This is a genomic window from Parvibaculum sp. (assembly GCF_019635935.1).
Lineage (GTDB): Bacteria > Pseudomonadota > Alphaproteobacteria > Parvibaculales > Parvibaculaceae > Parvibaculum.
The window spans coordinates 2,466,899-2,492,976 of sequence record NZ_JAHBYN010000001.1 but is presented as its reverse complement, the minus strand read 5'-3'; the positions used below and the strand labels follow the sequence as shown (position 1 = coordinate 2,492,976).

Sequence of the window (26,078 nt, the reverse complement as noted above, 5' to 3'; positions counted from 1 at the left end):
AGACACCATATCACCACCTTTTTTCAAATCGCTTGCGCATGTAAATCGCTATTGCGTTCATGCAGATAAGGAAGCCGAGCAGGACGACGATGGCCGCCGAGGTTCGCGAGGTAAAGCCGCGCTCCGGGCTGTCTGCCCAGATGTAGATCTGGGTCGGAAGCGCCGTCGACGGATTGAACATCGAGTCGGGCGCGGCGGTAATAAAGGCGTTCATGCCAATGAGAAGGAGCGGCGCCGTTTCGCCGAGCGCCTGGGCGAGGCCGATAATCGTGCCGGTGAGAATGCCCGGCATCGCCAGCGGCAGGACGTGGTGGCCGACCGTCTGCATCTTGGAAGCGCCGACGCCGATGGCCGCTTCGCGGATCGAGGGCGGCACGGCCTTCAGCGCTGCACGCGTCGCGATGATGATGGTCGGCAGCGTCATCAGCGAGAGCACAAGGCCGCCGACGATGGGCGCCGACCGAGGCATGCCGAAGAAGTTGAGGAAGACCGCAAGACCCAGAAGACCAAAGACGATCGAGGGAACGGCCGCCAGATTGTTGATGTTGACCTCGATGATATCGGTCCAGCGATTCTTCGGCGCGAATTCCTCAAGATAGACGGCAGCGGCGATGCCAACCGGGAAGCTCACAAGAAAGCAGATGAGCAACGCGAAGAACGAGCCCACCAGCGCGCCCCAGAGACCTGCAAGTTCCGGGAACCGGCTGTCAGCGTTAAAGATCAGACCCGAATTGAGCGGCGTCGAAACGCGTCCCTGTTCGACCAGCCTGTCGAACCATTCAATCTGCTGATTGGTGACACGGCGCCGGTCCTCCGGCGTCTCACGGTCGATCAGGCCCTTGTGAAGCTGATCGGCGATATCGGCCATCGGAAAAGTGAATGCGAAGGACGTACCGATCAGAGATGGATCGGCAACGACCCGGTCGCGAAGCTGATATTGGCCGCCATTGCTGAAGATCTGGCGGAGTTCTCGCTGTTCACGGGGCGTATCGACTTCGGGAAAGATCCGGTAGATCGTTTCGTTCAGGATGAGCTGATAGCTGCCCCCGCGCGGATCGGACGTGTCGACGCTGCCCGCCGGGACCTCGATATCGAGCGTGATCATGGTCTGAGTCGCAGCGGGCAGCGCCGTGCCGATGATCGTCGTCAGCAACACGCCTAACATGCCAAGCGCGAAGAATATGGCGATCAACCCATAGGCACGCAGACGCCGGTCGGCAGCGTGACGTCGCCGCAGCCTCTTGTCGGTTTCATGCCAAGCACGCGGTTTCGCGGCATTGGTTTGGCCGGCGACATCACTCATAGCGTTCCCGATAGCGCTTGACGACCTGTAGCGCGACGACATTTAGCGCGAGGGTCGAGATGAAAAGAACAAGACCGAGGCCGAAGGCGGCGAGCGTCTTGGGGCTGTCGAATTCCGTGTCGCCGATGAGCAGCGTGACGATCTGCACGGTAACGGTCGTTACCCCTTCGAGCGGATTGGCGGTGAGGCGCGCTGTCAGGCCGGCCGCCATGACAACGATCATGGTTTCACCGATGGCCCGGCTGACGGCGAGGAGCACGCCACCGACGATGCCGGGCAGCGCCGCGGGAAGGAGAACCTGTCGGATCGTTTCCGCTTTCGTCGCACCGAGCGCATAGGCGCCGTCGCGCATCGACTGCGGCACGGCCGAAATCGCGTCGTCGGCGAAGGAGGATATGAAAGGGATGAGCATGATGCCCATAACGCTGCCCGCCGCCAGCGCGCTGTTCGAGGCGACCGACAGACCCATCGACATACCAAAATCTCGGATAAAGGGTGCAACCGTGAGGATCGCGAAGAAGCCGTAAACGATGGTGGGGATGCCGGCGAGGATTTCGAGCAGCGGCTTCACGATCGCGCGGATGCGCTTGTCTGAATACTCGACAAGATATACCGCGGAAAGAAGTCCGACAGGCACAGCTACGAAGAGGGCAATGGCACTGATGAAGATCGTGCCCCAGAAGACCGGCACCGCGCCGAACGCCCCCGAGGACCCGACCTGATCCGCTCGCATCGCAGTTTGCGGGCTCCAATCCGTACCGAACAGGAACTCGAACACCGGCACGCGGGCAAAGAAGGCGGCACTTTCGATCACGAGCGAGAGAACGATGCCGACGGTCGTCAGAATGGCGATGGTGGAGCAGACGATCAGCATCCAGCGCAGAATTCCGTCGACGTTGTTTCGCGCGCGGAAGTCTGCCGAGAGGCGTGCGCGCGCAAAGGCAATCCCGAGGATGGCGACGGACAGTGCAGAAACGGTCATGGCGAGCGAGGCCGTACCGCGAAGAGCGTTGTAGCGTTCGGCTGCCGCAATGATTGCGGGATCGGGCGTACCGAATATGCGGCCGACGGCGACGCTCTTGATTTCGCTGATAATGAGCGACATGCGCGAGGAGCTGACGCCGTCCGTGATGTAGGCGGGGAGGCCCGACACAACGAGCGACTCGACAACCGCGTTCTCGGCGGCAAGCCAGATCAAAACAAGGAGAATTGAGGGGATGCCGCAGCAGAGCGCGACAAAGTAGCCGTGGTAGGTGGGGATCGAGTGTAGCTGACCTCCGGCGGCTTTCACGCTAGCGGACTTCATTCGGCCCAGCAGATATCCCAGAAAGCAGAACGCCAGAACGATCGTAACAAGCGTGGAAGCAGACATAGAACGATCCTGTCAGGCGTCTTTTCGTGCCGGAGGCACACGATCTGAATTCGGTTGTGGAACCGGCGCTCCCGTTCAGGAAGCGCCGGAACCGGTATCGACTTACTTCGGGGCCGCCATGGCAACGCCATCAACGGCGTTCTTGCGGGTTTTTTCGCGGACATCGTCGGCGAGCGGAATCAGACCGCGCTCGGAGAGATAGCCGCCCGACGCGAGCGCGTCCTCGCTGACATATTCAGCGACGAACTCGTTGAGGCCGGAGATCACGCCGCGATGCGCGTTCTTCACATAGAAGAAGATCGGGCGCGACACCTTGTAGGAGCCGTCGGCGATCGTCTCGATGCTCGGTCCGACGCCAGCAACCGTCACCGCCTGAAGCTTGTCGGTGTTTTCATAGAGGAATGAGAAGCCGAAGATGCCATAGGCGTTCGGATCGGATTCGAGGCGCTGCACGATCAGGTTGTCGTTTTCGCCGGCTTCGATGAACGGGCCGTCGGTGCGCATGCGCTGGCAGGTTTCCTTCTTGGCATCCTTGTCGAGCGCCTTGATGGCCGGGAATTCTTCACAGCCCGATTCCATCACGAGTTCGACCCAGGCGTCGCGCGTGCCGGATGTCGGGGGCGGGCCCATGACGGCGATCTCAACGTTCGGGAGCGACTTGTCGATGTCCGACCACTTCTTGTAGGGGTTGTCGACGATCTTGCCGTCGACTTCGACCTTTGCAGCGAGTGCCTGGAAGAGCTGTGCCTTGGTCAGGTCAATCGCCTTGCCCTTGCGCGACACGGCCATCGCAATGCCGTCATAACCGATCAGAACTTCGGTGATGCTCGTCACGCCATTCGCCTGGCAATCGTCATATTCGGACTTCTTCATCGCGCGCGAGGCGCCCGTGATGTCGGCATGGGAAACACCAACGCCGCCGCAGAAGATCTTCATGCCGCCGCCGGTGCCGGTCGATTCGACGACCGGAGCGGGGCTGCCCGTCTCGTTCGCGAACTGCTCGGCGGCGGCTTGCGAGAAGGGGAACACGGTCGAGGAGCCGACAACTTGGATCTGGTTGCGGGCATGCGCCACGCCGGCAACCGAAAGAGCGGCGACGGCAACGGTCGCGGCCATCGTCAGGGATTTGAGTTTCACAGTAATTCTCCAGTCTTGTGTGTGCCGGGCGCCAAGCGGCCACTGAAGACCCCCTGGCGCGCCCAAGCCGTTCCGGTTTTTTGAAGTGGCTTAACCTTCAGGCCGGCGGACGCTAGCGGGGTGTCACGAAAGCTTTACGACAGTTACATGACAGTTTGATGACAGAGGGCCGCGCGACGCCCTGTCACAATCACCCGGCGACCGGGAAAAGCACTGTAAAAACAGAGCCTTGGCCGATCTCGCTCTCGATCTGCAAAGTGCCCTGATGGCGGTTGACGATGTGCTTCACAATGGCCAGTCCCAATCCCGTTCCACCCTTGGCGCGGGAGGCTGCGGCATCGACCCGATAGAAGCGTTCGGTGAGGCGCGGCAGGTGTTCCTTTGCGATTCCGGGGCCGAAATCGCGCACCGAGAGCCGCACCATCGGGCGGCCCGCTTTTTCGTCCGGGGCCAGAGCAATTTCGACGCGCTTGCCCGAGCGGCCGTAGCGCAGCGCGTTGTCGGCGAGGTTCTGCACGACCTGCGCCAGCTCCTCGCGGTCGCCGCGGATGCGCGGCAGGTTCGCCGGCGCGGTGACGGCGATTTCGACACCGTATTGTTGCGCCACCGGCGTCAGCCCGTCGGTCACGTCGCTGACGACGCCGAGCAGATCGATCGTGTCGGAGGGGCGGACATGCTCGCGCAATTCGATGCGCGACAGCGATAGCAGATCCTCGATCAGACGACGCATGCGGCCCGCCTGATCGGCCATGATTCCGAGGAATTTTTCCCGCGCCTCCGGGTCGTCCTTCGCATGGCCGCGCAGTGTGTCGACAAAGCCCGAAAGCGAGGCCAGCGGCGTTTTCAATTCATGGCTGGCGAAGGCGACGAAGTCGACCCGCATCGTCTCGACGCGCTTGGCATCCGTCAGGTCGTGCAGCAGCACGAGATAGAGCGACGGTTCGCCGACGCCCTCGGCCGCGATCGGCGCGACAAAGGCATTGAAGTAGCGCTCGACCGGCACGGGTACCGCGTACTCGACGGAACGCGCGGTGCCGTCCTGCATCACACTTTCGATCGCCGCGATGAGCGGCGCGACGCGCAGGACCGTCGCCACATGCCTGCCGACCGCCGACTTGCCGATCAGCGGCTCGGCGGCCTCATTGCCGAGCATGACACGCCCGGTCCCGTCGAGAACGAACAACGGGTCCGGCAACCGGTTCAGGATCGCGAGCGTCGGCGCCGTGCCGAAAGCAGAGCGCGTGCTCTCGTCGTGGCGCGACTGAATGCGGATCGGCGCCGTTTCGCCAACCGCGATGGCGCGCGCAACCGCGATGCCCGCCAGAAGCAGGAATGAGACGAAGGCGGCGGACGGATGAAGAGCGCCGGTGACGGACAGCATCAAGAAAATGAACGCGGCGGTGACGACAAAGGTGCGCGTGCCGGTCCAGCGCGACCAGAAGTCGCGCAGCCACACCCTGCCCTGCCGCAGTCTCGATCCGCCTTCCGCCGCCGCCATTCGTTTTCCGTCAGGCTCCGAAATCCCAGCTCATGCCCTCGTGGTAGCACTTGAGTACACTTTTCGCGATGACAATGCGATGAACCTCGTCGGGACCGTCGGCGAGGCGGAGCGTGCGCGCGCCCTGATACATGCCGGCAAGCGGCGTGTCGCCCGAGACGCCGAGCGCGCCGTGAACCTGGATCGCGCGATCGACGACGCGCTCGAAGGCGGCCGGCACGAAGACCTTGATCGCCGAAATGTCGACGCGGGCGGCCGCGCCTTCCTCCATGCGGTGCGCGCAGTGAATGGTCATCAGGCGCGCGGCCTGGATGTCCATATAGCTGTCGGCGATGAAACCCTGCACGAACTGTTTGGTCGCGAGTTTGCCGCCATGCACCTCGCGGGTGACGGCGCGTTTGCACATCAGATCGAAGGCGCGCCACATCTGGCCGATCGAATTCATGCAGTGGAAGACGCGGCCTTCGCCGAGCCGATCCTGCGCCGCCTGATGGCCGGTGCCGGTGCGGCCCAACTGGTTTTCAACCGGCACGCGCACATTCTCGTATTTGATTTCGCAATGATCGCCGCCGGTGTGCCCCCAGACCGGCACCGAACGGATGATGTTCACGCCGGGCGTTTTCATCGGCACGATGATCTGGGTCATCTTGTCTTTCACACCGCCCTTGCCGTCCTTCTCCTCGGTGCGGCACATGACGATGGCGATGTCGGCGCGGCGGCCGTTGGAGGTGAACCATTTATGGCCGTTGATGACCCAGTGATCGCCGTCCCTCACGGCGCGGGTCTGGATGGCGTAAGGGTCGGAGCCCGGCTGATCGGGCTCGGTCATCGAGAAGCAGCTTTCGATGTCGCCGGCGACGAGCGGCTCCAACCACTTCTTCTTCTGCTCGGGCGTTCCGTATTTCAGCAGGATTTTCTGGTTACCGGAATTGGGCGCGACGACGCCGAAGAGCCGCGCCGAGAAAGGCGACCAGGCCATGATCTCGTTCATGTAGGCGTGCTTCAGAAATCCGATGCCCATGCCGCCATAGTCTTCCGGAAGGTGCGGCGCCCACAGACCTTCGTCCTTGACCTTCGTTTTGATCTTCGTGCGGACGGCTTCCGCTTCGGCGCCGCCCTTGTAGAGGAGAGGTTCGGCCGGGATAATGTCGCCGGTGACGATCCTGGCCGTGCGAAGCCTGATCTCGTTGATGCCGTCGTCGAGACCTGAAATGGGCTGCACCTGCATCACGTTCCTCCTCATATTCTTGAAGGCGTTTTGCAAAGCATAGAGGGGATGGCCGGGCAAGGTCCAACGGGCCATCGAAAAGACGCTCGAAGCCCGTGACATTTCCATGAATTGTCATAGTTTAGAGCCCGTTTCGACATTCCGGACGTTTCAGTATTTCAACGAGGCAGCAGGACAGATGACCGAGATTGACGGCAAACTGGCAGTGGTGACGGGCGCGGCAAGCGGCATCGGAAGGGGCACGGCGATTGCGCTGGCCAAGCGCGGCGCGCGGCTTGCGATCACCGATCTCGACCGGGCGGGGCTTGCGGAAACCGCCGCGCGGATCGAGGCGCTGGGGGCCAAGGTCACGACCTATCTGGTGGATGTCGCCGACCGCGATGCCGTCTACGCTTTCGCGCAGGAGATCGAGACGTCGCATGGCGGCGCCGACATCGTGGTCAACAATGCCGGCGTCGCACAGATCGCGCGGGTCGACGAACTCACCTATGACGATTTCGAATGGGTGATGAATATCGACTTCTGGGGCATGGTTTATGGGTCCAAGGCGTTCCTGCCGCAGTTGCAGGCGAAGGGCGGTGGACACATCGTCAATGTGTCGAGCATTTTCGGATTGATCGCGGTGCCGACGCAGGCCGCGTATAATTCCGCGAAGTTCGCCATACGCGGTTTCACCGAAGCGCTGCGGCACGAAATGAAGGGTACGGACATTCAGATTTCCTGCGTGCATCCCGGAGGCATCAAGACCAACATCGTGCGCAATGCGCGTTTCCTGCAAAGCACGCAGGCGACCGTGCGCGAGGACGCGGCATCGGGCTTCGACAAGATCGCGCGGACGACACCGGAGCGTGCGGGCGAAACGATCGCCGACGGGATCGCACGGAACAAGCCGCGCATCCTGATCGGCTTCGACGCCAAACTGGTCGACTGGCTGCAACGGCTGATGCCGGTTTCCTATGGCAAGATCATGTTCCGGCGCGAGAGCAGCGTGCTGACGGGGCAGCCGGAGAGCAAACAGCAAGGCGCATGATCGCCGCGAACGCGCGGCGACCGGCGAAGCGGGGGAGGCATCGTTGAGCGAGACGGCAACCGGTGACGGCGCGGGGCGCATGACGGTGCGGCGCATGGGCTTTGCCTATCCGGCCGCGATGAGCGGACACTGGAACCGGCGGCGGCCCGAATTCTCGCAGATCGTCAATGCGGCTTCGCTGGCGATGCCTTATCTCGAACCCTACCTCATCAAGACGATGCGCGAAGCGCGACCAAGGATCCGCGATGCGGCGCTGCAGGCGACGCTTGACGAATATGTCGCGCAGGAGGCGATGCATTTCCGCCAGCACCGCAAGTTCAACGACGAATTGAAGGCGCGCGGCTACAAGTCGATCGGCGCTATCGAAGATCAGCTTGCGGAAGATTACCGGCGGCTCGGCGCAACGCGATCGCTTGAATTCAATCTGGCCTATGCGGAGGGTTTTGAATCGATGGCGCTGGCGATCGGGCAGATGCTGATTGCCGACCGGCGGTTCCTGTTCGGCGACAGCGAGAGCGGCGTCGCGTCGCTTGTCCTGTGGCACTTTGTCGAAGAGATCGAACACAAGAATGTGGCTTACGATGTGTTCGAGCATCTGGCCGGAAATTATTTCAGGCGCATCTACGGGTTGCTTTACGCGACGGCGCATATCATGTGGCGCACACGCGGGGGCTATCAGGCGCTGCTGAAGGAAGACGGGTTGTGGCGCGACTGGCGCTCTCGCGTCGCGCTGGGATTGCTCCTTCTACGGATTTTCGCGCAACTGACACCGAAGATGCTGCGTATCATGGTGCCGTTCTACAATCCACGCCAGGTGAAGGATCCCGCATGGGCGCTTTCCTGGGCGCGGCTTTTCAAAACCGACAATGCCGGCGCCGGACGGCTCGACACCGCCCGCCTCGATGCGCCGGAACCCGTGGCCCTTTCTGCCGGAGAAACAAAATGAGTCAAGAAACATCGGCATCCGCCGGCGCGAGCGGCATGGCGGCGCGGATGCGTGCGCTGCTTTTTTTCAACGGCGTTGGCCTGTTCGTGCTGGCAATCGTCATCGGCTGGATATGGTTTTTCGCGCTGCTCGGCCGCGTTGTGTTGTGGCCGCTGCCGATCGACATTCCGGTTTCGATTCCCGACGATGGACGCGCCTGGCGCATGGCGCATATGGAGGGGATCACGCAAGGGCTGATGCTGATGGCGCTGGGTCTCGGCGGACAGTTCATGCGGCTGACGCGCAAGCAGTTCACCTGGTTCTTCTGGTCGGCGCTGGTGACGGCGTGGCTTTTCACGATCCCGCCGATCTTCAATGCGTTGTTCGGCACACGCGGACTGGCCTTTGGCGGCGGGCCGTTCAAGGGCGGGTTGGCCAATGACACGATCTATCTCTTCGGCTGGCCGCCGGTGATCGCGGTGCATATCATGCTGGCGCTGGCGGTGCTCGGCGTGTGGCGACACCTGAAGGCCGAAAAATAATAATCCCTGTACGGAGGAATGACGAAGTTATCCCCGGGTTTTTCGGCCTTCTGTCATCGATCTGTCAAAAAACTGTCACGTACGGGCTTGTCCCCGGGTATAAGTCCGACTTATCCCCGGGGACAGAGACGACTTATCCCCGCTTTGGCAGCGGGCGATAGAATCGGGGATTTTTGTTTTCGCGCGCCGGACGGCGCGACCGGATTTGAGTACGGCAAGGAAGGACATCATGAGCGATCGTTCAGAAACCTCGCAGCTGATCGGGCCCGCTTCGCGGGTCTATTTTTCGCAGCGCCTCAGGCTTCACTATGTCGATTGGGGCAATGAAGACGCGCCGCCGCTCCTGATGATTCATGGCGGACGCGACCATTGCCGTAACTGGGACTGGACGGCGCAGGCGCTTCGCGACCGCTTTCACATCATTGCGCCCGATCTCAGGGGACATGGCGACAGCCAGTGGATGGTCGGCAGCGGCTACGAGATGAACGACTATGTCTACGACATCGCGCAGCTGATCCATCAGAAGGGGCTGGCGCCGCTCACCATCATCGCGCATTCGATGGGGGGCGCGATTGCGCTGCGCTATACCGGGCTTTACCCGGAGAACGTCAAGAAGCTCGTCGTCATCGAGGGGCTCGGACCCTCGCCGAAAATGCTCAGCGAGCGGAAGGCCATTTCCGGCGACCAGCGCATCCGCAACTGGATCGACGAAGTCCGCAAGCTTTCCTCGCGGCAGCCGCGCCGCTACGACAGCATCGAGGAAGCCTACAAGCGGATGCAGGGCGAGAACCCGCATCTGTCGCCCGAGCGGGCGCGGCACCTGACGGTGCATGGCGTCAACCAGAACGAGGACGGCACCTACAGCTGGAAGTTCGACAATTATGTGCGCGCCTTTTCGCCGGCGGGCTTCGACGAGGAAACCTCGCAAAAGCTCTGGGCGCGGATCGCCTGCCCGACGCTGCTGATCCGCGGCACCGAAAGCTGGGCGAGCGACCCGGTGGCCGACGGGCGCGCGAAACACTTCAAGAATGCCGAGATCGTCGCCGTCGAGGGCGCCGGGCACTGGGTGCAGCACGACAAGCTGGATGAGTTTCTGAAGCTGACGGAAGATTTTCTCGGCGTGTGACCGGGCGCCGCGTCAGCCTTTGGAGGCTTCCCTCAGCGCGGCCAGCGTTTCGGCCGAGACGGGCGCGGTCAGCGCGGCGGCCATCGCGTCGAAGAGGGAGGCGGTGAAGAAGGTGCGGGCGGCGGTGTTTGTCGTTGCGTCGCCGCGGCGCGTCCAGATGGCGAGCGAGGTCAGCGCCATTTCGACCATCAGGCGCTGGCGCTGCACCGCGATTTCGGGCGGGAGGTCGGCGAGCACGGAACCGATGAGTGCGTTGGCGCGCGAAATGCCCTCAAAGCCGCTGCGGAGCGCGACGGTCGGCAGGTCGAAATCGGGATCGTTGAGCACCTGTGCGGCGAAACGCACAAAGCGCACACCCTCTTCGGTGTCGAGAAGGCTTGTCAGGGGCTCGAAGGTGGCGCGCAGGATCGCCGGGAGGTCGCCTGCCCCGCCGGCCGCGACCAGCGCCTCGATGCGCTCGACCCGGCGCTTGTCGATGGCGCCGACACGGGCGTCGAGAATGGCCTCGACCAGACGCTTCTTGGAGCCGAAATGATAATGCAGCGCGGACTCGTTGCGCTGGCCGGCCGCCGCGTTGATCTCCTTCAAGGTGACGCCATGCAGGCCGCGCGCGCCGAACAGGCGCTCGGCGGCCGCCATCAGGCGCGCCCGCGTGTCGCCACGCCGGGAAGTCCTCTCCGGGGATTCAAGTTCGCTCATACCGGTAGCGTAATGAAGGACATTATGGAGGGCAAGGGGCGGCGCGCATTGCCCTGCCCCATATTGCTCAATCGCCGAAAGGCCACCAGCCGCGCCTTCTTTCGGGGAGGCCCAGCCATTCGCGCACCGTATCCTCGGCGGGCCGCGTTTGCTCCCAGACCGGCAGCGCCTCCTCGATCGCCTCGCGGGCATCGACCGAGAAGACCGAGGCGATGAAGGCGAGGCCCGCGACTGTCACCAGGATCGTCAGCAGCGGCCGAAGGACGCGCGTGATCATTTCGAACAGTCTCCCATGTGATCCCCCCTCGCGCCGCCGCACTTTGCCGGCGGGCGCGGGAACAGTGTCGCCTATCGCGGGCCTCTTCGCCAGTGCGACGCCGGCGCTGCTTCCACCGGCATCCATGCCCCCCTTGCCGCCATTTTCTGCCATTATGGCGCCTTGGGGCGCATGGGAATGATGGCGGGCGGCGGCGCGGGCTTGCAGGAAGTGGAGTTTTGCGATGAGAGCGGGCGGGCGCGGCGCCGCGGCGGAGCGAGAATGCGGGTGATGGGCGCGCCGGGACGATGGCGCGCGGCCGCGCTTGTGGTGCTGGCGGCGCTTCTTGTGCCGGCAGCGCCGGAGCATGCGCGCGCGGCCGAGGCGCCGGCGGAGAGCGCGACGACGCCTTCAACCCCGCGCTCCTGGGACCGGCCGCAGACGGCGCTCGACTTCACGACGCGGGTGACGGGGCGGCGCATCCCGGACGAGATGCGGGAGATGCTCGAAGACGCAAGGCAGCTCGGCGTCGACCTGCCCGATGCGCCGCCGCCGCCGACAACGATGGCGCAGCTCAGGCGGCGCGCGCAGGACGACAGCCGGCGGCTTGTCGAGGTGCTGCGTTCGGAAGCCTACTACAACGGCCGCGTCGAGGTTTCGGTGCGCGAGGCGGCGGGCGGCGGCTTCGAGGTCATCTATCATGTCGTCACCGGACAGCGCGCGATGATCCGCAGCTTTGCGATCGTCTATCCCGATCTGCCGGACGGCGCGGACGGGCTGCCGCAGGACGGGGCGGCGCTCGGCCTGCAACCGGAACGCGCGGCGCGCGCCCAGCGCATCATCGACCTGACGAATGCCGCCGTGCGACACCTCACCGATCACGGCTATCCGGAAGCAAAGCTCGCCAACCGGCGCGTCGTCGTGGACCTGTCGTCGCATCAGGCGGATGTGACACTCGACATCGAGGCCGGGCCGAAGATGATTTTCGGACCGGTGCTGGTGCGCAATGAAGGCGGGCGGACGAAGGCGGATTATGTGCGCGCGCTGTCGAAGATCGAGCCCGGCGCGGTCTACGATCGCAGCGCCGTCGATGCGACGATGGAAGCGCTGCGGGGCACGGGGCTTTTCGAGAGCGTGGCGGTGGCGGCGGGTGAGCGCGCGGCGGACGGCACGGCGCCGCAGGAGATCGAACTGACCGAACGCCCGGCGCGCACGGTGCGCCTCGGTGCGAGCTGGGCGTCGAGCGAGGGCGCCGGCGTTCGCGGCAGCTGGGAACACCGCAATCTCTTCGGCGCGGCCGAGAAGCTGACGCTCGGCCTTGCCATTGCGCAGATCGAGCAGAAGGCGACGGCGGAGTTTCGCAAGCCGCATTTCCTGCGCGACGACCAGAGCCTGCTCATCAGCGCCGAAATCGCCAATGCGACCACGGATGCCTATGACGAATACCGGCTGCGAACCGCCGCATCGCTGGAACGGCGGCTGGGCGAACGGCTGACGGGAAGTGCGGGCGTGTCGTTCGAGCTGACCGAGACGGAAGACACGACGGGGCGGACCGACTATCAGCTTTTCGGTCTGCCCGTGGTGTTGCGCTACGACAGCGCGGACGACCTGCTGGATCCGCGCAAGGGCGTGCGCGCGACGGCGGCCGCGACGCCCTTTTTCGGCGGCGCCGACCGGAGCGCCACCACATTCCTGCGCTTCGAGACCACCGGCGCCACCTATTTCGGACTTGCCGAGGCATTGACGCTGGCGGTGCGCGGACGCTACGGCTCCCTCGTCGCCGATGCGACAACCGATGTGCCGGGTTCGACGCGCTTCTATGCGGGCGGCGGCGGTTCGGTGCGCGGCTATAGTTACCAAATGGCGGGGCCTGTCGACGCGGCAGGCAACCCGCTCGGCGGGTTGTCGGTCATCGAGGCCGGCGTCGAGGCGCGCTTCCGCGCGACGGAGACGATCGGCGTCGTCGCCTTTGTCGATGGCGGCAAGGCTTATGACGACACCTTGCCGGGCTTCGACGGCAGCCTGTTGTGGGGCGCGGGGGCGGGCTTGCGCTACTACACGCCCATCGGGCCGGTGCGCCTCGACGTCGCGGTGCCGCTGGACCGGCGGCGCGGCATCGACGACGCTTTCCAGATCTATGTATCGCTGGGGCAGGCTTTCTGATGGCGCCGGAAAAAACACATATCGGCATCGTGCTGCTGCGCCGCGTCTTCGCCGCCTTGCTGCTGGCAGCGGGGCTTATGCTTGCCGGCGTTGCCGCCGTCGTCGGTCTCATCAACATCGCGCCGGTGCGCGAGGCGGTGCTGGAGGCGGCGCTCGCGGCGGCGCGGACCGGCGACACCGAGATCGAGATCGGCGGCATCGACGGCGTGTGGCCGGGAACGCTGCGGCTCAGCGATCTCTCCATCGGCGATGCGGCGGGCACATGGGCGACGCTCGCCTCGGCCGAAATTGACTGGCGGCCGCTGGCGCTGTGGCGCGGCACGCTGCATGTGACGCGGCTCGACATCGAGGGGTTGCGCCTGTTGCGGGTGCCGGAAGGCGACGCGGAAGACGACGCCGATATCGATATTTTCGTGCTGCCGGAGATGCCGGTCCTGCCGCTGGCGCTCGACCTCGAAGCTTTCACGCTGCGCGACATGCTGCTGGGCGAAGCGCTGACCGGCGAGGAGATCGCCTTCGATGCGGCGGGCCATGCGCTCTACACATTCGGCCGGACGGACATTGCCATCGAGGCGGTGCGGCGGGGCGAGGTGCAGGGGCGGATCGAGGCGGCGCTGCGCTACCACGCCGGGCCGGAGCGCGGCACGTTCAACCTCAGCCTTACGGATGGCGCAGCCGGACAACGGGGCATCGTGGCGCGGCTGGCGGGGCTCGACGGGGCCGACGCCGTGACGGCGGAGGTGGAGGGGCAGAGTCTTGCGGGGCTGATGACCGGGGCGCTGAAAATCGACGCGGGGCGCGCGCTGCGGCTCGACGGCGACATGCATGGCGCATTCGGCGAGCGGGTCAATCTCAACCTTCGGCTGGCGGCGCAAGGAACGACGATGGCGCGCGAGCTGTCGTTTCTCGGCGCGCCGGAGCAAGCGCGCGTCAGCGGAAGGCTGACGCAGAGCGGACGCGACGTCTATCGCATCGAGGATGCGGCGCTCGAAGCCGGCACGATCAAGGTCAGTGGTACGGCGACGGCGACACGGGGCGCCGCCGACTACGCGGTCGAGGCGGCGGGGACGGCGGCCGGGCTCGAACCGTTGCTCGAAATTTCCGGCACGGAAACCCTCGGCACCGCCGGCTGGCGTTTAAGCGGTCGGATCGGCAAGGCGGGCGACGCCGCCATCATCGACGAAGCGGCGCTGACCGCGCTTGGCGGCGAGGCGAAATTCACCGGCACGGCGCGGATCGACATGGGGAGCGGCGCGACGCATATCGCCGGCGATGTCGAGGCGGCGATTTCCGACCTTGCGCCGTTCGGCCGTGCGATCGGGCAGCCGATGCGCGGCACGGCCGAAGCGACGCTGACATCGCTCCAATTCGGCGACGGCGCGGGCAGCGGCGAGATCGCACTGCGGACGGGGCCCATCGAGACCGGCGATGCGGGCCTCGACCGGCTTCTCGCCGGGGGTGTGACGGCGACGGCGGGTGCTGGTTTCAACGAAGCGGGTGCGCTGTCGATCGCCGATCTCGATGCGGCGGCGGGCGGGCTCAAACTCGACGGCCGGTTTTCCATGACGGCGGGCGGCGAGATCGACGGGGCGGCGTCGTTGACGGTTGCCGAGATCGCCGACCTCGCGGGCGAGGATCTTCGCGGCGCGCTGGCCGCATCGGCGACACTGGGCGGGCGGCGCGACGCGGCAAGCCTGACATTGACGGCCGAACTCAACGACGGCGCGGCGGGCGGCATCGACATCGCGCGTGGGGTGCTCGACGCCACACTGGTGCAGGGCGGAACGGGGACGGCGGCGCTCCGGCTCGACGGTGCGGACGGACGCGCCACGATCGCAACACCGGTGACGCTGCCGGCCGAGGGCGGCGCGCGTTTCGAGAAAATCGAGGCCAGCATTTTCGGCGCGACGCTGACCGGCGCTGTGGCGCTGTCGCCGGACTGGATCGCCGACGGTCAAATCTCGGGGCGGCGCATCGCACTGGAACCGCTGGGCAGGCTCGCCGGGATTGCGCTTGCCGGGCGCGGCGACATCGCGCTGACGCTCGGCGATGTGCGGGGACGGCAGGACGCGCGGGCGACACTCTCGGCGCGGCGCGTCGCCATCGAACTCGACGAGGTGCTGACGCTGGACGGGGTTGCGGTCGAAGCGGCGCTCAGCGACATCGGCGGTGCGGCAACACTGGATGCGCGGCTCGTCGCGGAAGGCGGGGCGGCCGGCAACACGCAGTTCAACGAAATTTCCGCAAGCGCGCGCGGACCGCTCGACAATGTCGCGCTTGCCGTGTCGCTCACCGGCGAAAGGCTGTCGCTGCGCAGCGAGCCGGTGGCGCTTTCCTTTGACGGGGCGTGGCGCGGCGAGAGGCTGGCGCTCGACCGGCTGAGCGCATCGATCGGCGAGACCGGCCTGACGCTTGCCGAGCCGACGGCGATTGCGTTGCCGGAAGGCGGCATCGTCATCGAGCGGCTGGCGCTTGCCTTCACGAGCCCCGCGGGACCCGGCGCGCTGACGATGGCGCTGACGCAAGGCCCGCGCGCCGCGCGCGTTTCATTCGAGGCCGATGCCTTTCCGCTGGCGCTGCTGACGCCGCTGCTGCCGCTCGACGCGGCCGGGGGATCGATGTCCGGCACGGCGACGCTCGACACCGCGCGCGAACAAGGCGAGGTGGCGCTTCGCTTCACGGATGTGCGGCTGTCGGACGCCGATCTCGACATGCAGCCCGCTTTCGGCGCGACGCTGGACGGGCGCTGGGCGCAGAAGCGCCTGACGGTGAAGGCGCTGGCGCATGGCGTGTCGGAAGAACCGTTCGTGCTCAATGCGTCGCTGCCGCTGGTGCGCGATCCGGGCGGCGCCTGGCCGGTGCTGCCGGCGCGCGGCGCGGTGGAGGGCGATCTCAACTGGCGCGGGCCGATGGCGTCGCTGATGGCGCTGGCCGATCTGCCCGGGCAAAGGCTCGCGGGCGACGCCACGGTTGCACTTGCCGCGAGCGGTGATATTTCGGCGCCGGTGTTTTCGGGCACGGCGCGGCTGACGAACGGCGTATTCGAGAATTTCGCGACCGGGACCCTGTTTCGCGATCTCGACATGCGCATCGAGGGCGAGCGTAGCGAGGTGTTGCGGTTCACGCTCGATGCGCGGGATGGCGGCGGCGGGCGGCTGACATCGGAGGGTACGCTGACGCTGGCGGCAACGGCGGCGCAGGCCGTGGCGGTGCGCGCGCGGCTCAGCGACATGCAGATCGTGCGGCGGCAGGACCTGACGCTGTCGGCGACCGGCGATCTCGTGCTTGCCGGCGCGGCCCTGCCACCGAGGGAAGACGCGCCGCTGAAACTTTCGGGCGCGCTCACCGCAACCGATGCGTTGTTCGTCATTCCCGAGCGGCTGCCCGGCAGCGTCCCGCATATTGCGGTCATCGAGGTGAACGAACCGGACGGCGCGGCGGCCGCGCGGCCGGTCGAGGATGCCGCGCCATTTCCGGCCGAACTCGACCTCGCCTTCGCCATCGTCAATCCGCCCGCGCAAGTGACCGGGCGCGGCGTCGATGCGCTGTGGACGGGCGAGCTGAAGGTGACGGGTCCGGCCGAGAACCCGCGCGTGACGGGGACGCTGCGCAGCCTGCGCGGCACGCTGGAATTCGCCGGAAAAACGTTCACGCTGTCGCGCGGGCTGGTGACTTTCCGGGGCGAGACGCCGCCCGACCCGGACATCGACATCGCGCTCGACTATACGCGGGGCGACTTCAAGGCGACCGTCGCTGTGGGCGGGCGCGGCTCGTCGCCGGCGGTGACGTTGCGGTCGCAACCGCCGATGCCGCAAGACGAAATCATCTCGCGCATATTGTTCGAGAAGCGTGTCGGCGAGCTGAGCGCGCTCGAGGCGGCGCAGCTTGCCAACACGGCGGCCGAGCTTTCCGGCGCCGGCGGCATTGGCGGCTTCGGCCTGCTCGGTCAGATGCAACGCTCGCTCGGGCTCGATGTGTTGCGCGTTGACCAGGGCGCCTCGGGAGGCACGACGGTGGCGGCGGGGAAATATTTGCGGGAGGGATTTTACGTCGGCGTCGAGCAGGGCGCGCTGGCCAGCGATTCATCGGTGAAGATCGAGATCGACCTCACCGACAATATCAGCGTCGACACGAAAGTCGGTCAGGACGCAACGGGCGATGTGGGCATCAACTGGAAATGGGACTACTGAGGCGGCCGTTCAGTAACCGGGGCCGCCGGTGATGCCCTTGCTGGTCGTGGCGCCGCTGGTGAAGTTGTTGATCTTGTCGATCTGCTCGCGGTTGCGGATTTTCTCTTCGCGCTGCCGGCGCTCATATTCCTCGGCATACATTTCCGCGTCGTGCATTTCCTGCGTGTTGTATGCGTCGTCATAGTCGGAACGGAAATTGACCGGCGGCGAATCGATCGGGTCGGAGGTTTCATAAAGGATGGAACCGCCGGACGGCGGCGCTTCGTCGTCGGCCTGCACGGCAAGCGGCGCGAATACGATCAACAAGGCCGCCATCCACCCGGCCCCGGCACAGGCCCATTTGTTTCCGATCATCCGACACCACACTTTCTGCAACGCCACAAACCCGCAGCGAACCGTCCGCCCGAGACTATACAGGAAAGCCCGGCGCTCCGACACAGCCGGTTTCGAGCCTGAAATGGCTGAGGGTTAACGGGTTTTCCGGCCCGGCGCCCGCCGCGCCGCCGCCGTTCTCCTCCGTTCACGGATGTTCGGGCGGAGCGCATTTCTTCGCGCCCGCACAAGATTTTTCCGCGCAGATGCAGCAATGCAGGCCGGACGATCTGCCGCACCCGGCGGGGCCGGAACGGACACCTTGTCGCGGCGTCAGGCGGCTCAAAATAGGTACATTTTTTCTAGGGTTATTACCCCAATACGGACCCCGGCGGGGCCCGGCGGGAAACGGTCGGCAGCGGCGAAGGACATGACGAAGGTCACCTATATCGAGTTCAACGGCACGGAACACAGCGTCGATGTCGCCGACGGGTTGTCGGTGATGGAAGGCGCGGTGCGTTACACCATTCCCGGCATCGAGGGCGATTGCGGCGGCGCCGGCGCCTGCGCGACCTGTCATGTCTATGTCGAGGAGGGCTGGCTCGAAAAGCTCGATCCGATGGATGAGCTCGAGCGCGACATGCTGGATTTCGCCTTCGACGTGCAGCCGAACAGCCGGCTTTCCTGCCAGATCAAGGTCGAACCATCGCTCGACGGGCTCGTCGTCAAGACGCCCGCGCGCCAGTACTAGCGAAAACGGAGCACTAACGAGACCCGGAACCACCGGCCGCACAGAAGAGAAAACAAGCGGCCAACTCAGGAGGAAGACCATGAGTGCCAATGCCAAGGTCGTCTCGAAAGGCGACTGGAAAGTTTCGATGACGCCGGACGACATCTACCGCAACCCGATGGATATCGCCTGGACGTTCAACTACATCTTTTCGGAAGACAAGGTGGAGGATCTCTACAAGCGGGCGAAGCAGAACCAGTGGGATTCCGACGATCTGCTGCCCTGGGACACGGTCGTCGACCCCTCGCGCCCGCTGATCGCCAATGACAGCGACATCTATCACAAGATGCCGTTCTTCAAGAAGCTGTCGAAGTCGCAGCAGGAAACCTTCACCGCGCATTCGACGGCGCAGCTTCTGTCGCAATTCCTGCATGGCGAGCAGGGTGCGCTGATGACGGCGGCCTGCGTGACGCATTCGGTGCCGGACGAAGGCGCCAAGCTCTATGCCGCGACGCAGACGATGGACGAAGCGCGGCATGTGGAGGTCTATTCGAAATATTGCGACAAGATCGCGCTGATCTATCCGATGTCACCGTGGCTGAAGCAGCTGATCGACGTGACGCTGCAATCGGACCGCTACGAAAAGGTGATGATCGGGATGAACATGATCGTCGAGGGGCTCGCGCTCGGCGCCTTCAACAACATGTACCGGACCACCACCTGCCCGCTGCTGAAGCAACTGACCTTCAACGTGATGCGCGACGAAAGCCGCCATGTCTCGTTCGGGCATGTGTTTCTCGGGCCGGTGTTCAAGAAGATGCATGCCGACGATCTGGAGGAGCTTGCCGAGTTCGCGTTCCAGGCCGTCAACATTCTGGTCAAGGCGCAGACGGCCGGGACGATCGCCAACAAGGTCGACCCGGGTTTCATGGAGGTGCTGGCGAATAGCGGCATCGACGCCGAGGACTTCTTCAAGGGCCTCAAGGAAGCCGAGGAAGCGGGCATCACCCGCGACCTGCCGCCCGGCCAGGTGCATGCGCTGAAGGACCTGATGATGCCGGCGCTGGCGCGTGTCGGGCTGCTGACGCCGACGGCGCGCAAGAAGTACGACGAAGCGGGCATTCCGGTGTTCGACGACATCCGCGTGCTGCAGGCGATGGAAGGCGGGCATCCGACCGGCGAGGCGGCTGCCTGAAGAAATAGAGGGGACCGTCCCCATGTTCCGGCGCCGCCGGGACATGGGGAACGGCGGCGGCGCGCGCAACAGCAAGGAGAGAATGGCGAGATGAGCAAGACAGATGCGCGCGACGCGGAGCGGCCCGATTTTCACCGGGCGCTGGTCGAGGGGATTCCCGAGGCGATCATCGTTTCGACGCCGGAGGGCGAGATCACCTATTTCAACCCCGCGTCCGAAAGGCTGCTTGGCTACAAGGCCGCCGAGGTGATCGGCAAGAGCATCACCGTGCTGGTGCCTCAGCAGCCGGGACGGCGCGCCGACCCGGTCAAATGGCTGGCGCGCTGGGCGGCCGAACCCGAACACGAGCAGTCGCGCTTTCTCGACCTGATCGGGCGGCGCAAGGACGGACACGAAATGCCGGTCGATGTGCGCGTGGTCGAAGCGCGGATCGGCGGGGCGCCGCGATTTCTGATCACCTTCCGCGACAATAGCGTCCGGCGTCAGGAGCAGGTCGCCTACAAGGAGCGCCACCTGCTCTTTTCGCGCATCCTGATGGTGGCCGAAGACGGGATCATTTCGGTCGATGCGGATCAGAAGATCACCTTCTTCAACCTCAAGGCCGAGAAGATGTTCGGCTACCGCGCGGAAGAGGTGATGGGACAGAAGCTCGACATGCTGCTGCCCGAGCGCTTCCGGATGCCGCATGCCGGCCAGGTCAAGGCCTTCGGCACATCGAAGGATGCATCGCGCTGGATGAGCGACCGCGGCCCCGTGACCGGCCGGCGCAAGGACGGCAGCGAATTTCCGGTCGACGCCACCATCACCAAGGTCGAGACCGGCGGCCGGATCACCTATACGGCGCATCTGCGCAGCAGCGCCGGCAAGACGACGCGCATCGGCAAGGCGGATTAAGCCGCGTCACCGTATGCGTATCAGGGCGCGTCGGCGACCTGGACCACCAGCTTGCCGATATTGCCGCCGTCGAAAAGCTTGTTGACGGCGGTGGGTGCGTGTTCGAGGCCGTCGACGATGGTTTCGCGGTGCTTGATCTTTCCTTCGGCGACCCATTGGGCGAGCTGCATCGTGCCTTCGGCGAATTTGGCCATGAAGTCGATGACGATGAAACCGCGGACGGTGATGCGTCGCATCAGGATCGGCGAGAAATCGGCGCGCATGGCCGGGTCGCCGGTGTTGTAGCCGGAGATCATGCCGCAAAGCGGCATGCGGCTGAACAAGTTCATGCGCGCCATCACGGCTTCCATGATCTCCCCGCCGACATTTTCGAAATTGACGTCGATGCCGTCCGGCGTCGCGGCGGCGAGTTGTTCGCGCCAGTCCTTGCGCTTGTAGTCGACAGCGGCGTCGAAGCCGAGATCCTCGACGATGTGGCGGCATTTGTCCGGTCCGCCGGCGATGCCGACGGCGCGGCAACCCTTGATCTTCGCGATCTGGCCGACGACCGAACCGACGGCGCCGGCCGCCGCCGAGACGACCACCGTGTTGCCGGGTTGCGGCTGCCCCAGTTCAAGCAGGCCGAAATAGGCGGTGAGGCCGGTCATGCCGCAGGCGCCAAGCATGGTGGGCAGGCCGACCGGCAGGCCCTTGGGCAGCACGCCCATCGCGTTCGCACCTTCATCGGCGATGCAGTAGTCCTGCCAGCCGGTGAGGCCGCTGACATGATCGCCTTCCTTGTAGCGGGCCGAATTCGACTTCACGACGACGCCGATGCCGCCGCCGCGCATGACGGCGCCGATCTCGACCGGCGGCATGTATTGATCCATGTCGCTCATCCAGATGCGGTTGGTCGGATCGAGGCTGAGGTAAAGCACGCGCACCAGCGCCTCGCCCGGGCCGGGCTCCGGGATCGGCTCCTTCACGAAATCGAAATTCGTGGTTTCGATGCGGCCGGTCGGGCGCGACTTCAGGCGGAACTGGCGGTTGACGTCGTTCTTCATTTTTTTCTCCCCTCATGCGCCTTACGGCAACACGATTTCAAACCAGAAGTCGAAGCGGTCGAGCAGCGACAGGAAATCGGCGAATGCCGCGACATCGCCTGCGATCGAAACTTTCTTCTCGGCGATTGCCGCGTCGAGCGTCGTTTCGCCGACCACCAGCTCGACCAGCGCGGCGCGGGTCAGCGCGATGGCGACGGCGACGGCGATCTTCCTGTCCTTGTAGTGATGCAGAACCGCATTTTCGAGTGTCAGCGCGAAATGCTCGGCGGTGTCGGTGAAGGTCAGGCTGAAAGCAAGCTGGCGCGTGCCGGCCTTGACGCCGTTGAGGCGCACCGAGAGCGAGTCGAGAAGCTGCTCGGCGGGGAGCGTTTTCAACTGACCGGCCGCGCCCTGACGCGGCACATCCGACGGCGGACGCGGATTGCGGAGCTCCATCGCGGCCGTCAGGTAAAAGCCGCGCCACGGACCCGATTCCGCCTGATAGCCCATCTGTTCCAGCGCATCGGCCTGCAAATGCCGCGCATCGGCATTGGCGGGATCGGCGAAGACGAGATGATTGACGATTTCGGCGACCCAGCGATATTCGCCCTTGTCGAAGGCGGCGCGCGCTTTTTGCAGCAGCGCATCGGCGCCGCCGGCGAGATCGACATAGCGCTTGCCCGCCTCGACCGGCGGCAGCTTGTGCAGGTTTGCCGGATTGCCGTCGAACCAGCCGAGATAGCGCTGGTAGACGGCTTTCGCGTTGTGATTGAGCGTGCCGTAATAGTCGCGCGTGTACCATTCGCTGGCCAATGTCGGCGGCAGCGCCAGCACCTCGGCGATTTCGAGCGGCGTCAATCCGTGATTGGCGAGGCGCAAGGTCTGGTCGTGAATATATTTGTAGAGGTCGCGCTGCTTTTTCAGGAAAGCGACGGTTGCCTCGCGGCCCCAGCGCGGCCAGTGATGGCTGGCGAACATCAGTTCGGCGTCGGCGGCGAAAAGCTCGATCGCCTCGTCGATATACCAGCTCCAGGATTTGGCGTCGCGCACCTGCGCGCCGCGCGGCGTGTAGAGATTGTGGAGCTGGCAGGAACAATTCTCAGCCATGCAGAGCGCCTTGAATTGCGGAAAGTAGAAATTCATTTCGGCGGGCGCTTCGGTGTCGGGCGTCACCTGGAAGACGATTTCGACACCGTCGACAACGAGCTTCGTGCCGGTTTCGGAAATGCTGACGGTCGGCGGGACGAGGCTCACCTGCCCCATCGACACGGTTTTTCCGAGGCCGGCATCGACATGGCCCTTCGGCCCGCGCGGCAAGAGCGCGCCATACATGTAGGTCGCACGGCGGCCCATCGCGTTGCCGGCCAGCACGTTTTCGGCGACCGCCTCCTCGAGGAAGCCTTCGGGCGCAATGATCTGGAGGCCGCGCTCGATGTCGGCATCGCTCAGTACGCCATAGATGCCGCCATAGTGATCGACATGGCTGTGGGTGTAGATGACGGCGGTGACGGGCTTGTCGCCGCGGTGATTGCGCATCAGGGCGAGCGCGGCGGCGGCGGGCTCGGCCGAAATCAACGGGTCGATGACGATGTAGCCGGTGTCGCCTTCGATGAAGGTGATGTTGGAGAGGTCGAAGTTGCGGACCTGATAGATGCCGGGCACGACCTCGAAGAGGCCGTGGATCGCGTTGAGCTTCGACTGACGCCAGAGGCTCGGGTTGACCGTGTCCGGGCAGCCGGTGCAGCCGTCATGCGCGGTGTCGATGAAAGAGAAAGTGCCCATGTCCCAGACGGGGTGGCCGGCCGCGTTCAGCACTTTCGCATCCGGGATGGTGCCGATGAAGCCCTTGCGGGCGAGGGCGAAATCGTCGGGCGTGTCCGGCGGCAGCGCCGCGCGCAAAGCCTCGTGAGCACGGCGCGTCGCCGCTGTTGCGTCTTTCGGATTTTCCATCGCTGCGTCCCTGCCCTGCGCGCCGTTGACCGGCGGCCCATCATGTCGGGAAGAGACTACAGCTTTGAAGGGCGGCGGCAAAGCTCCCGCCCCGGCGCGGCGGAACGAATTCAGGCGCCGATTTCGCTGCGCATCCAGAAGTGAGAAACGAGAAACATCGTGTCGGCGGATTGGCCGTCGCGGCCGAGCGGCGCCAGCATCAGCTCGAAGCGGATATAGGTCTTGTCCTGGTGGAGGACATTGCCGAAGGCGCGGATGGGGCCGCCATGTTCCAGCATCGCGCCTGCGACGCCCCGCCAGCGCGCCAGAATTTCCGGCGCGAGCCGCGTCGAAAGCGGTCGGTTGTGGATCGGCCCGAATACCTCTTCGAAGCGCGCGCCGGCCAGCCGGGGAAACATTTCGACACCGCCGCCCGGCAGCGGCGTCAGGTCGAAAAGGACCGTGTAGGGCAAGAGCGTGACGATTTCCTCAGGGCGGATGTCGTTGCGACGCGGCATCGGCCGGCCGTCCAGCTTGCTGCGCCAATATTCAAGACCGGCGCGCGGCTCCAGCGCCTCGAAAGCGAGCGTTGTATCGACATCGATCGGCGGCAACTCGATCTGTTTGCGGTTTGCGCCCTCGCCTCCGGTCGCCATTCGTCTCCCCGAACTACGTCCCACGGCCGCCCGATTCGTTCCCAAGCCTAGTACAGCCCGGGCTCCAGGCAAAACCGGAATTTTTGGCAACATTCCGTTCAGGGAACAATCGCCGGCGGCGCGCATACCGTCAGGCGGTCTTCGCCACATCGAGTTTCAGCTCGGCGATCATCGCGTCGCGGATCTGGAACTTCTGTACCTTGCCGGTGACGGTCATCGGGAATTCGGGCACGAAGCGGACATAGCGCGGCACTTTGTAATGTGCGATCTGGCCCTTGCAGAAGGATTTGATCTCTTCTTCCGTCGCGCTTTCGCCGGGCTTGAGGCGGACCCAGGCGCAGATTTCCTCGCCGTATTTCGCATCGGGCACACCGACCACGGCGACATCTTCCACTTTCGGGTGACGATAGAGATATTCCTCGATTTCGCGCGGATAGACGTTTTCGCCGCCGCGGATGACCATGTCCTTCAGGCGGCCGACGATGTTGCCATAGCCTTCCTCGTCGATGACGGCGAGGTCGCCGGTATGCATCCAGCCTTCGGCGTCGACCGCTTCGGTGGTTTTCTCCTTGTCGTCCCAATAGCCGATCATCACCGAATAACCGCGCGTGCAAAGCTCGCCGGGCTCGCCGCATGGAACGGTCTTGCCGTCGAGATCGACGATCTTGCATTCGAGATGCGGCTGGACGCGGCCGATGGTCGAGACGCGGCGTTCGAGCGGATCGCTTTCGCCGGTCTGGAAGCTGACGGGGCTTGTTTCAGTCATGCCATAAGCGATGGTGACGTCGCGCATATGCATGGCGGCAATCACCTGCTTCATCACCTCGACCGGACAGGGCGAACCGGCCATGCAGCCGGTGCGCAAGGATGAGAGATCGAGTTTGGCGAAATCGGGATGGCCGAGTTCGGCGATGAACATGGTGGGCACGCCATAAAGTCCGGTGCAGCGTTCCTTCTCGACCGCCTGTAGCACGGCCAGCGGATCGAAGGCGTCGGCCGGATAGACCATCGTTGCGCCATGCGTCAAACAACCGAGATTGCCCATGACCATGCCGAAGCAGTGATAAAGCGGCACCGGGATGCAAAGGCGGTCGCCCTCTTTCAAGCCAATGCTACGGCCGACCATGAAGCCGTTGTTGAGGATGTTGTGATGCGACAGCGTCGCGCCTTTCGGCAGGCCCGTCGTGCCGCTGGTGAACTGGATGTTGATGGCGTCGCGGCAGTCGAGCTTGCCGGCCAGCGCGGCGACCGAGGCGCGATGTGCGTCGTTCGCGCGGTCCGCGATATCGTCAAAGGCGAGCCAGCCGGGGCGTGGTGTGCCGCCGATCTGGATGGCGTGTTTCAGATGCGGAAGCTTCGCCGACGAGACTTCGCCGGTGGACCGCGCGATCTCCGGCGCCAGCGTTTCGACCATCTCGACATATTCGGAGGTCTTGAAACGCTCGGGCGCGATCAACGCCTTCACGCCGACCTTGTTGAGCGTGTATTCGAGTTCGGAGAGGCGGTAGGCCGGGTTGATGTTGACGAGAATAATGCCGACCTTGGCGGTCGCAAATTGCGTCAACGTCCATTCGGCGCAATTGGGCGCCCAAATGCCGACGCGGTCGCCGCGCATGAGGCCGAGCGCGAGCAGGCCGGCGGCAAGTGCTTCCGCCTTGTCGTTCAGCGCGCGATACGTCCAGCGGATGTCCTGATGGACCGAGACGAGGGCCTCGCGGTCCGACCATTTCGCGGCGGCGGCGGCGAGCGCCTGGCCGATGGTTTCCTCGCGCAAGGGCGGTGCATCGGGCCCTCGCACATGCGACAGGCCGGGCGCGACCGGCCTTCCCGCTTCGGATTTTCCCATGACGATCCTCCCGATCCTTATTTCC

At 64.7% G+C, this 26,078-nt stretch carries 21 protein-coding genes; 9 read left to right on the top strand and 12 right to left on the bottom strand.

The window, feature by feature from the left end; genetic code table 11:
* Positions 1–10: 10 nt before the first annotated feature.
* The 5 genes from pstA to KF719_RS12290 form a co-directional block, all read right to left on the bottom strand.
* Entirely contained in the window at positions 11–1,303 is a 1,293-nt protein-coding gene (gene pstA / locus KF719_RS12310; protein WP_293509001.1) for a phosphate ABC transporter permease PstA, read from the bottom strand.
* On the bottom strand, positions 1,296–2,675 hold the full coding sequence (gene pstC, locus KF719_RS12305; protein WP_293509000.1) for a phosphate ABC transporter permease subunit PstC: 1,380 nt from the start codon (positions 2,673–2,675) through the stop codon (positions 1,296–1,298). Before pstC ends, pstA begins: the two co-directional genes overlap by 8 nt.
* A gap of 102 nt (positions 2,676–2,777) precedes the next feature.
* Entirely contained in the window at positions 2,778–3,812 is a 1,035-nt protein-coding gene (locus tag KF719_RS12300; protein WP_293508999.1) for a substrate-binding domain-containing protein, read from the bottom strand.
* Between the two features lie 190 nt (positions 3,813–4,002).
* On the bottom strand, positions 4,003–5,310 hold the full coding sequence (locus KF719_RS12295; RefSeq protein ID WP_293508998.1) for an ATP-binding protein: 1,308 nt from the start codon (positions 5,308–5,310) through the stop codon (positions 4,003–4,005).
* Positions 5,311–5,320: 10 nt separating this feature from the next.
* Positions 5,321–6,538, bottom strand: coding sequence for an acyl-CoA dehydrogenase family protein (locus tag KF719_RS12290; RefSeq protein ID WP_293508997.1), 1,218 nt, complete (start codon positions 6,536–6,538; stop codon positions 5,321–5,323).
* Between the two features lie 178 nt (positions 6,539–6,716).
* On the opposite strand from KF719_RS12290, the gene KF719_RS12285 reads away from it, so the two are divergent.
* The 4 genes from KF719_RS12285 (at position 6,717) to KF719_RS12270 (ending at position 10,161) form a co-directional block, all read left to right on the top strand.
* Entirely contained in the window at positions 6,717–7,568 is an 852-nt protein-coding gene (locus tag KF719_RS12285) for an SDR family NAD(P)-dependent oxidoreductase (RefSeq protein ID WP_293508996.1), read from the top strand.
* Between the two features lie 43 nt (positions 7,569–7,611).
* Complete coding sequence (locus tag KF719_RS12280; protein ID WP_293508995.1) at positions 7,612–8,514, top strand: metal-dependent hydrolase; 903 nt, start codon at positions 7,612–7,614, stop codon at positions 8,512–8,514.
* A complete protein-coding gene (locus tag KF719_RS12275; protein ID WP_293508994.1) occupies positions 8,511–9,035 on the top strand; it encodes a hypothetical protein in 525 nt (174 codons plus the stop codon). The genes KF719_RS12280 and KF719_RS12275 overlap by 4 nt, the downstream gene beginning before the upstream one ends.
* Positions 9,036–9,264: 229 nt before the next feature.
* Positions 9,265–10,161, top strand: coding sequence for an alpha/beta hydrolase (locus KF719_RS12270; RefSeq protein ID WP_293508993.1), 897 nt, complete (start codon positions 9,265–9,267; stop codon positions 10,159–10,161).
* 12 nt (positions 10,162–10,173) lie between these two features.
* Here KF719_RS12270 and KF719_RS12265 read toward each other — a convergent pair whose 3' ends face one another.
* Together KF719_RS12265 and KF719_RS12260 are read right to left on the bottom strand one after the other, a co-directional pair.
* Entirely contained in the window at positions 10,174–10,860 is a 687-nt protein-coding gene (locus tag KF719_RS12265) for a TetR/AcrR family transcriptional regulator (protein WP_293508992.1), read from the bottom strand.
* A 67-nt stretch (positions 10,861–10,927) separates the two neighbouring features.
* Positions 10,928–11,137, bottom strand: a complete 210-nt coding sequence (locus KF719_RS12260) for a hypothetical protein (RefSeq protein WP_293508991.1) — start codon at positions 11,135–11,137, stop codon at positions 10,928–10,930.
* A gap of 177 nt (positions 11,138–11,314) precedes the next feature.
* On the opposite strand from KF719_RS12260, the gene KF719_RS12255 reads away from it, so the two are divergent.
* Positions 11,315–13,279 carry an autotransporter assembly complex family protein gene (locus tag KF719_RS12255; RefSeq protein WP_293508990.1) on the top strand — a complete coding sequence of 655 codons (1,965 nt, stop codon included), beginning with the start codon at positions 11,315–11,317 and terminating at the stop codon, positions 13,277–13,279.
* Positions 13,279–17,469, top strand: a complete 4,191-nt coding sequence (locus KF719_RS12250; protein ID WP_293508989.1) for a translocation/assembly module TamB — start codon at positions 13,279–13,281, stop codon at positions 17,467–17,469. The genes KF719_RS12255 and KF719_RS12250 overlap by 1 nt, the downstream gene beginning before the upstream one ends.
* A gap of 9 nt (positions 17,470–17,478) precedes the next feature.
* Here KF719_RS12250 and KF719_RS12245 read toward each other — a convergent pair whose 3' ends face one another.
* Positions 17,479–17,784 (bottom strand): hypothetical protein, encoded by a 306-nt coding sequence (locus tag KF719_RS12245; protein ID WP_293508988.1) that lies wholly within the window; start codon positions 17,782–17,784, stop codon positions 17,479–17,481.
* Positions 17,785–18,211: 427 nt separating this feature from the next.
* Here KF719_RS12245 and KF719_RS12240 point away from each other — a divergent pair, with 427 nt between their 5' ends.
* The 3 genes from KF719_RS12240 (at position 18,212) to KF719_RS12230 (ending at position 20,600) form a co-directional block, all read left to right on the top strand.
* Positions 18,212–18,532 carry a 2Fe-2S iron-sulfur cluster-binding protein gene (locus KF719_RS12240; protein ID WP_293508987.1) on the top strand — a complete coding sequence of 107 codons (321 nt, stop codon included), beginning with the start codon at positions 18,212–18,214 and terminating at the stop codon, positions 18,530–18,532.
* Positions 18,533–18,611: 79 nt separating this feature from the next.
* Complete coding sequence (locus KF719_RS12235) at positions 18,612–19,706, top strand: ferritin-like domain-containing protein (protein ID WP_293508986.1); 1,095 nt, start codon at positions 18,612–18,614, stop codon at positions 19,704–19,706.
* Positions 19,707–19,796: 90 nt separating this feature from the next.
* Positions 19,797–20,600: a PAS domain S-box protein gene (locus tag KF719_RS12230; protein ID WP_293508985.1), complete on the top strand. Its 804-nt coding sequence runs from the start codon at positions 19,797–19,799 to the stop codon at positions 20,598–20,600.
* Between the two features lie 20 nt (positions 20,601–20,620).
* Here KF719_RS12230 and KF719_RS12225 read toward each other — a convergent pair whose 3' ends face one another.
* The 4 genes from KF719_RS12225 to KF719_RS12210 form a co-directional block, all read right to left on the bottom strand.
* Positions 20,621–21,643: an NADP-dependent oxidoreductase gene (locus KF719_RS12225; protein ID WP_293508984.1), complete on the bottom strand. Its 1,023-nt coding sequence runs from the start codon at positions 21,641–21,643 to the stop codon at positions 20,621–20,623.
* A 21-nt stretch (positions 21,644–21,664) separates the two neighbouring features.
* Positions 21,665–23,572: an alkyl sulfatase dimerization domain-containing protein gene (locus KF719_RS12220; protein ID WP_293508983.1), complete on the bottom strand. Its 1,908-nt coding sequence runs from the start codon at positions 23,570–23,572 to the stop codon at positions 21,665–21,667.
* A gap of 110 nt (positions 23,573–23,682) precedes the next feature.
* A complete protein-coding gene (locus KF719_RS12215; protein ID WP_293508982.1) occupies positions 23,683–24,207 on the bottom strand; it encodes a PAS domain-containing protein in 525 nt (174 codons plus the stop codon).
* A gap of 130 nt (positions 24,208–24,337) precedes the next feature.
* Entirely contained in the window at positions 24,338–26,053 is a 1,716-nt protein-coding gene (locus tag KF719_RS12210) for an AMP-binding protein (protein WP_293508981.1), read from the bottom strand.
* Positions 26,054–26,078: the final 25 nt, after the last annotated feature.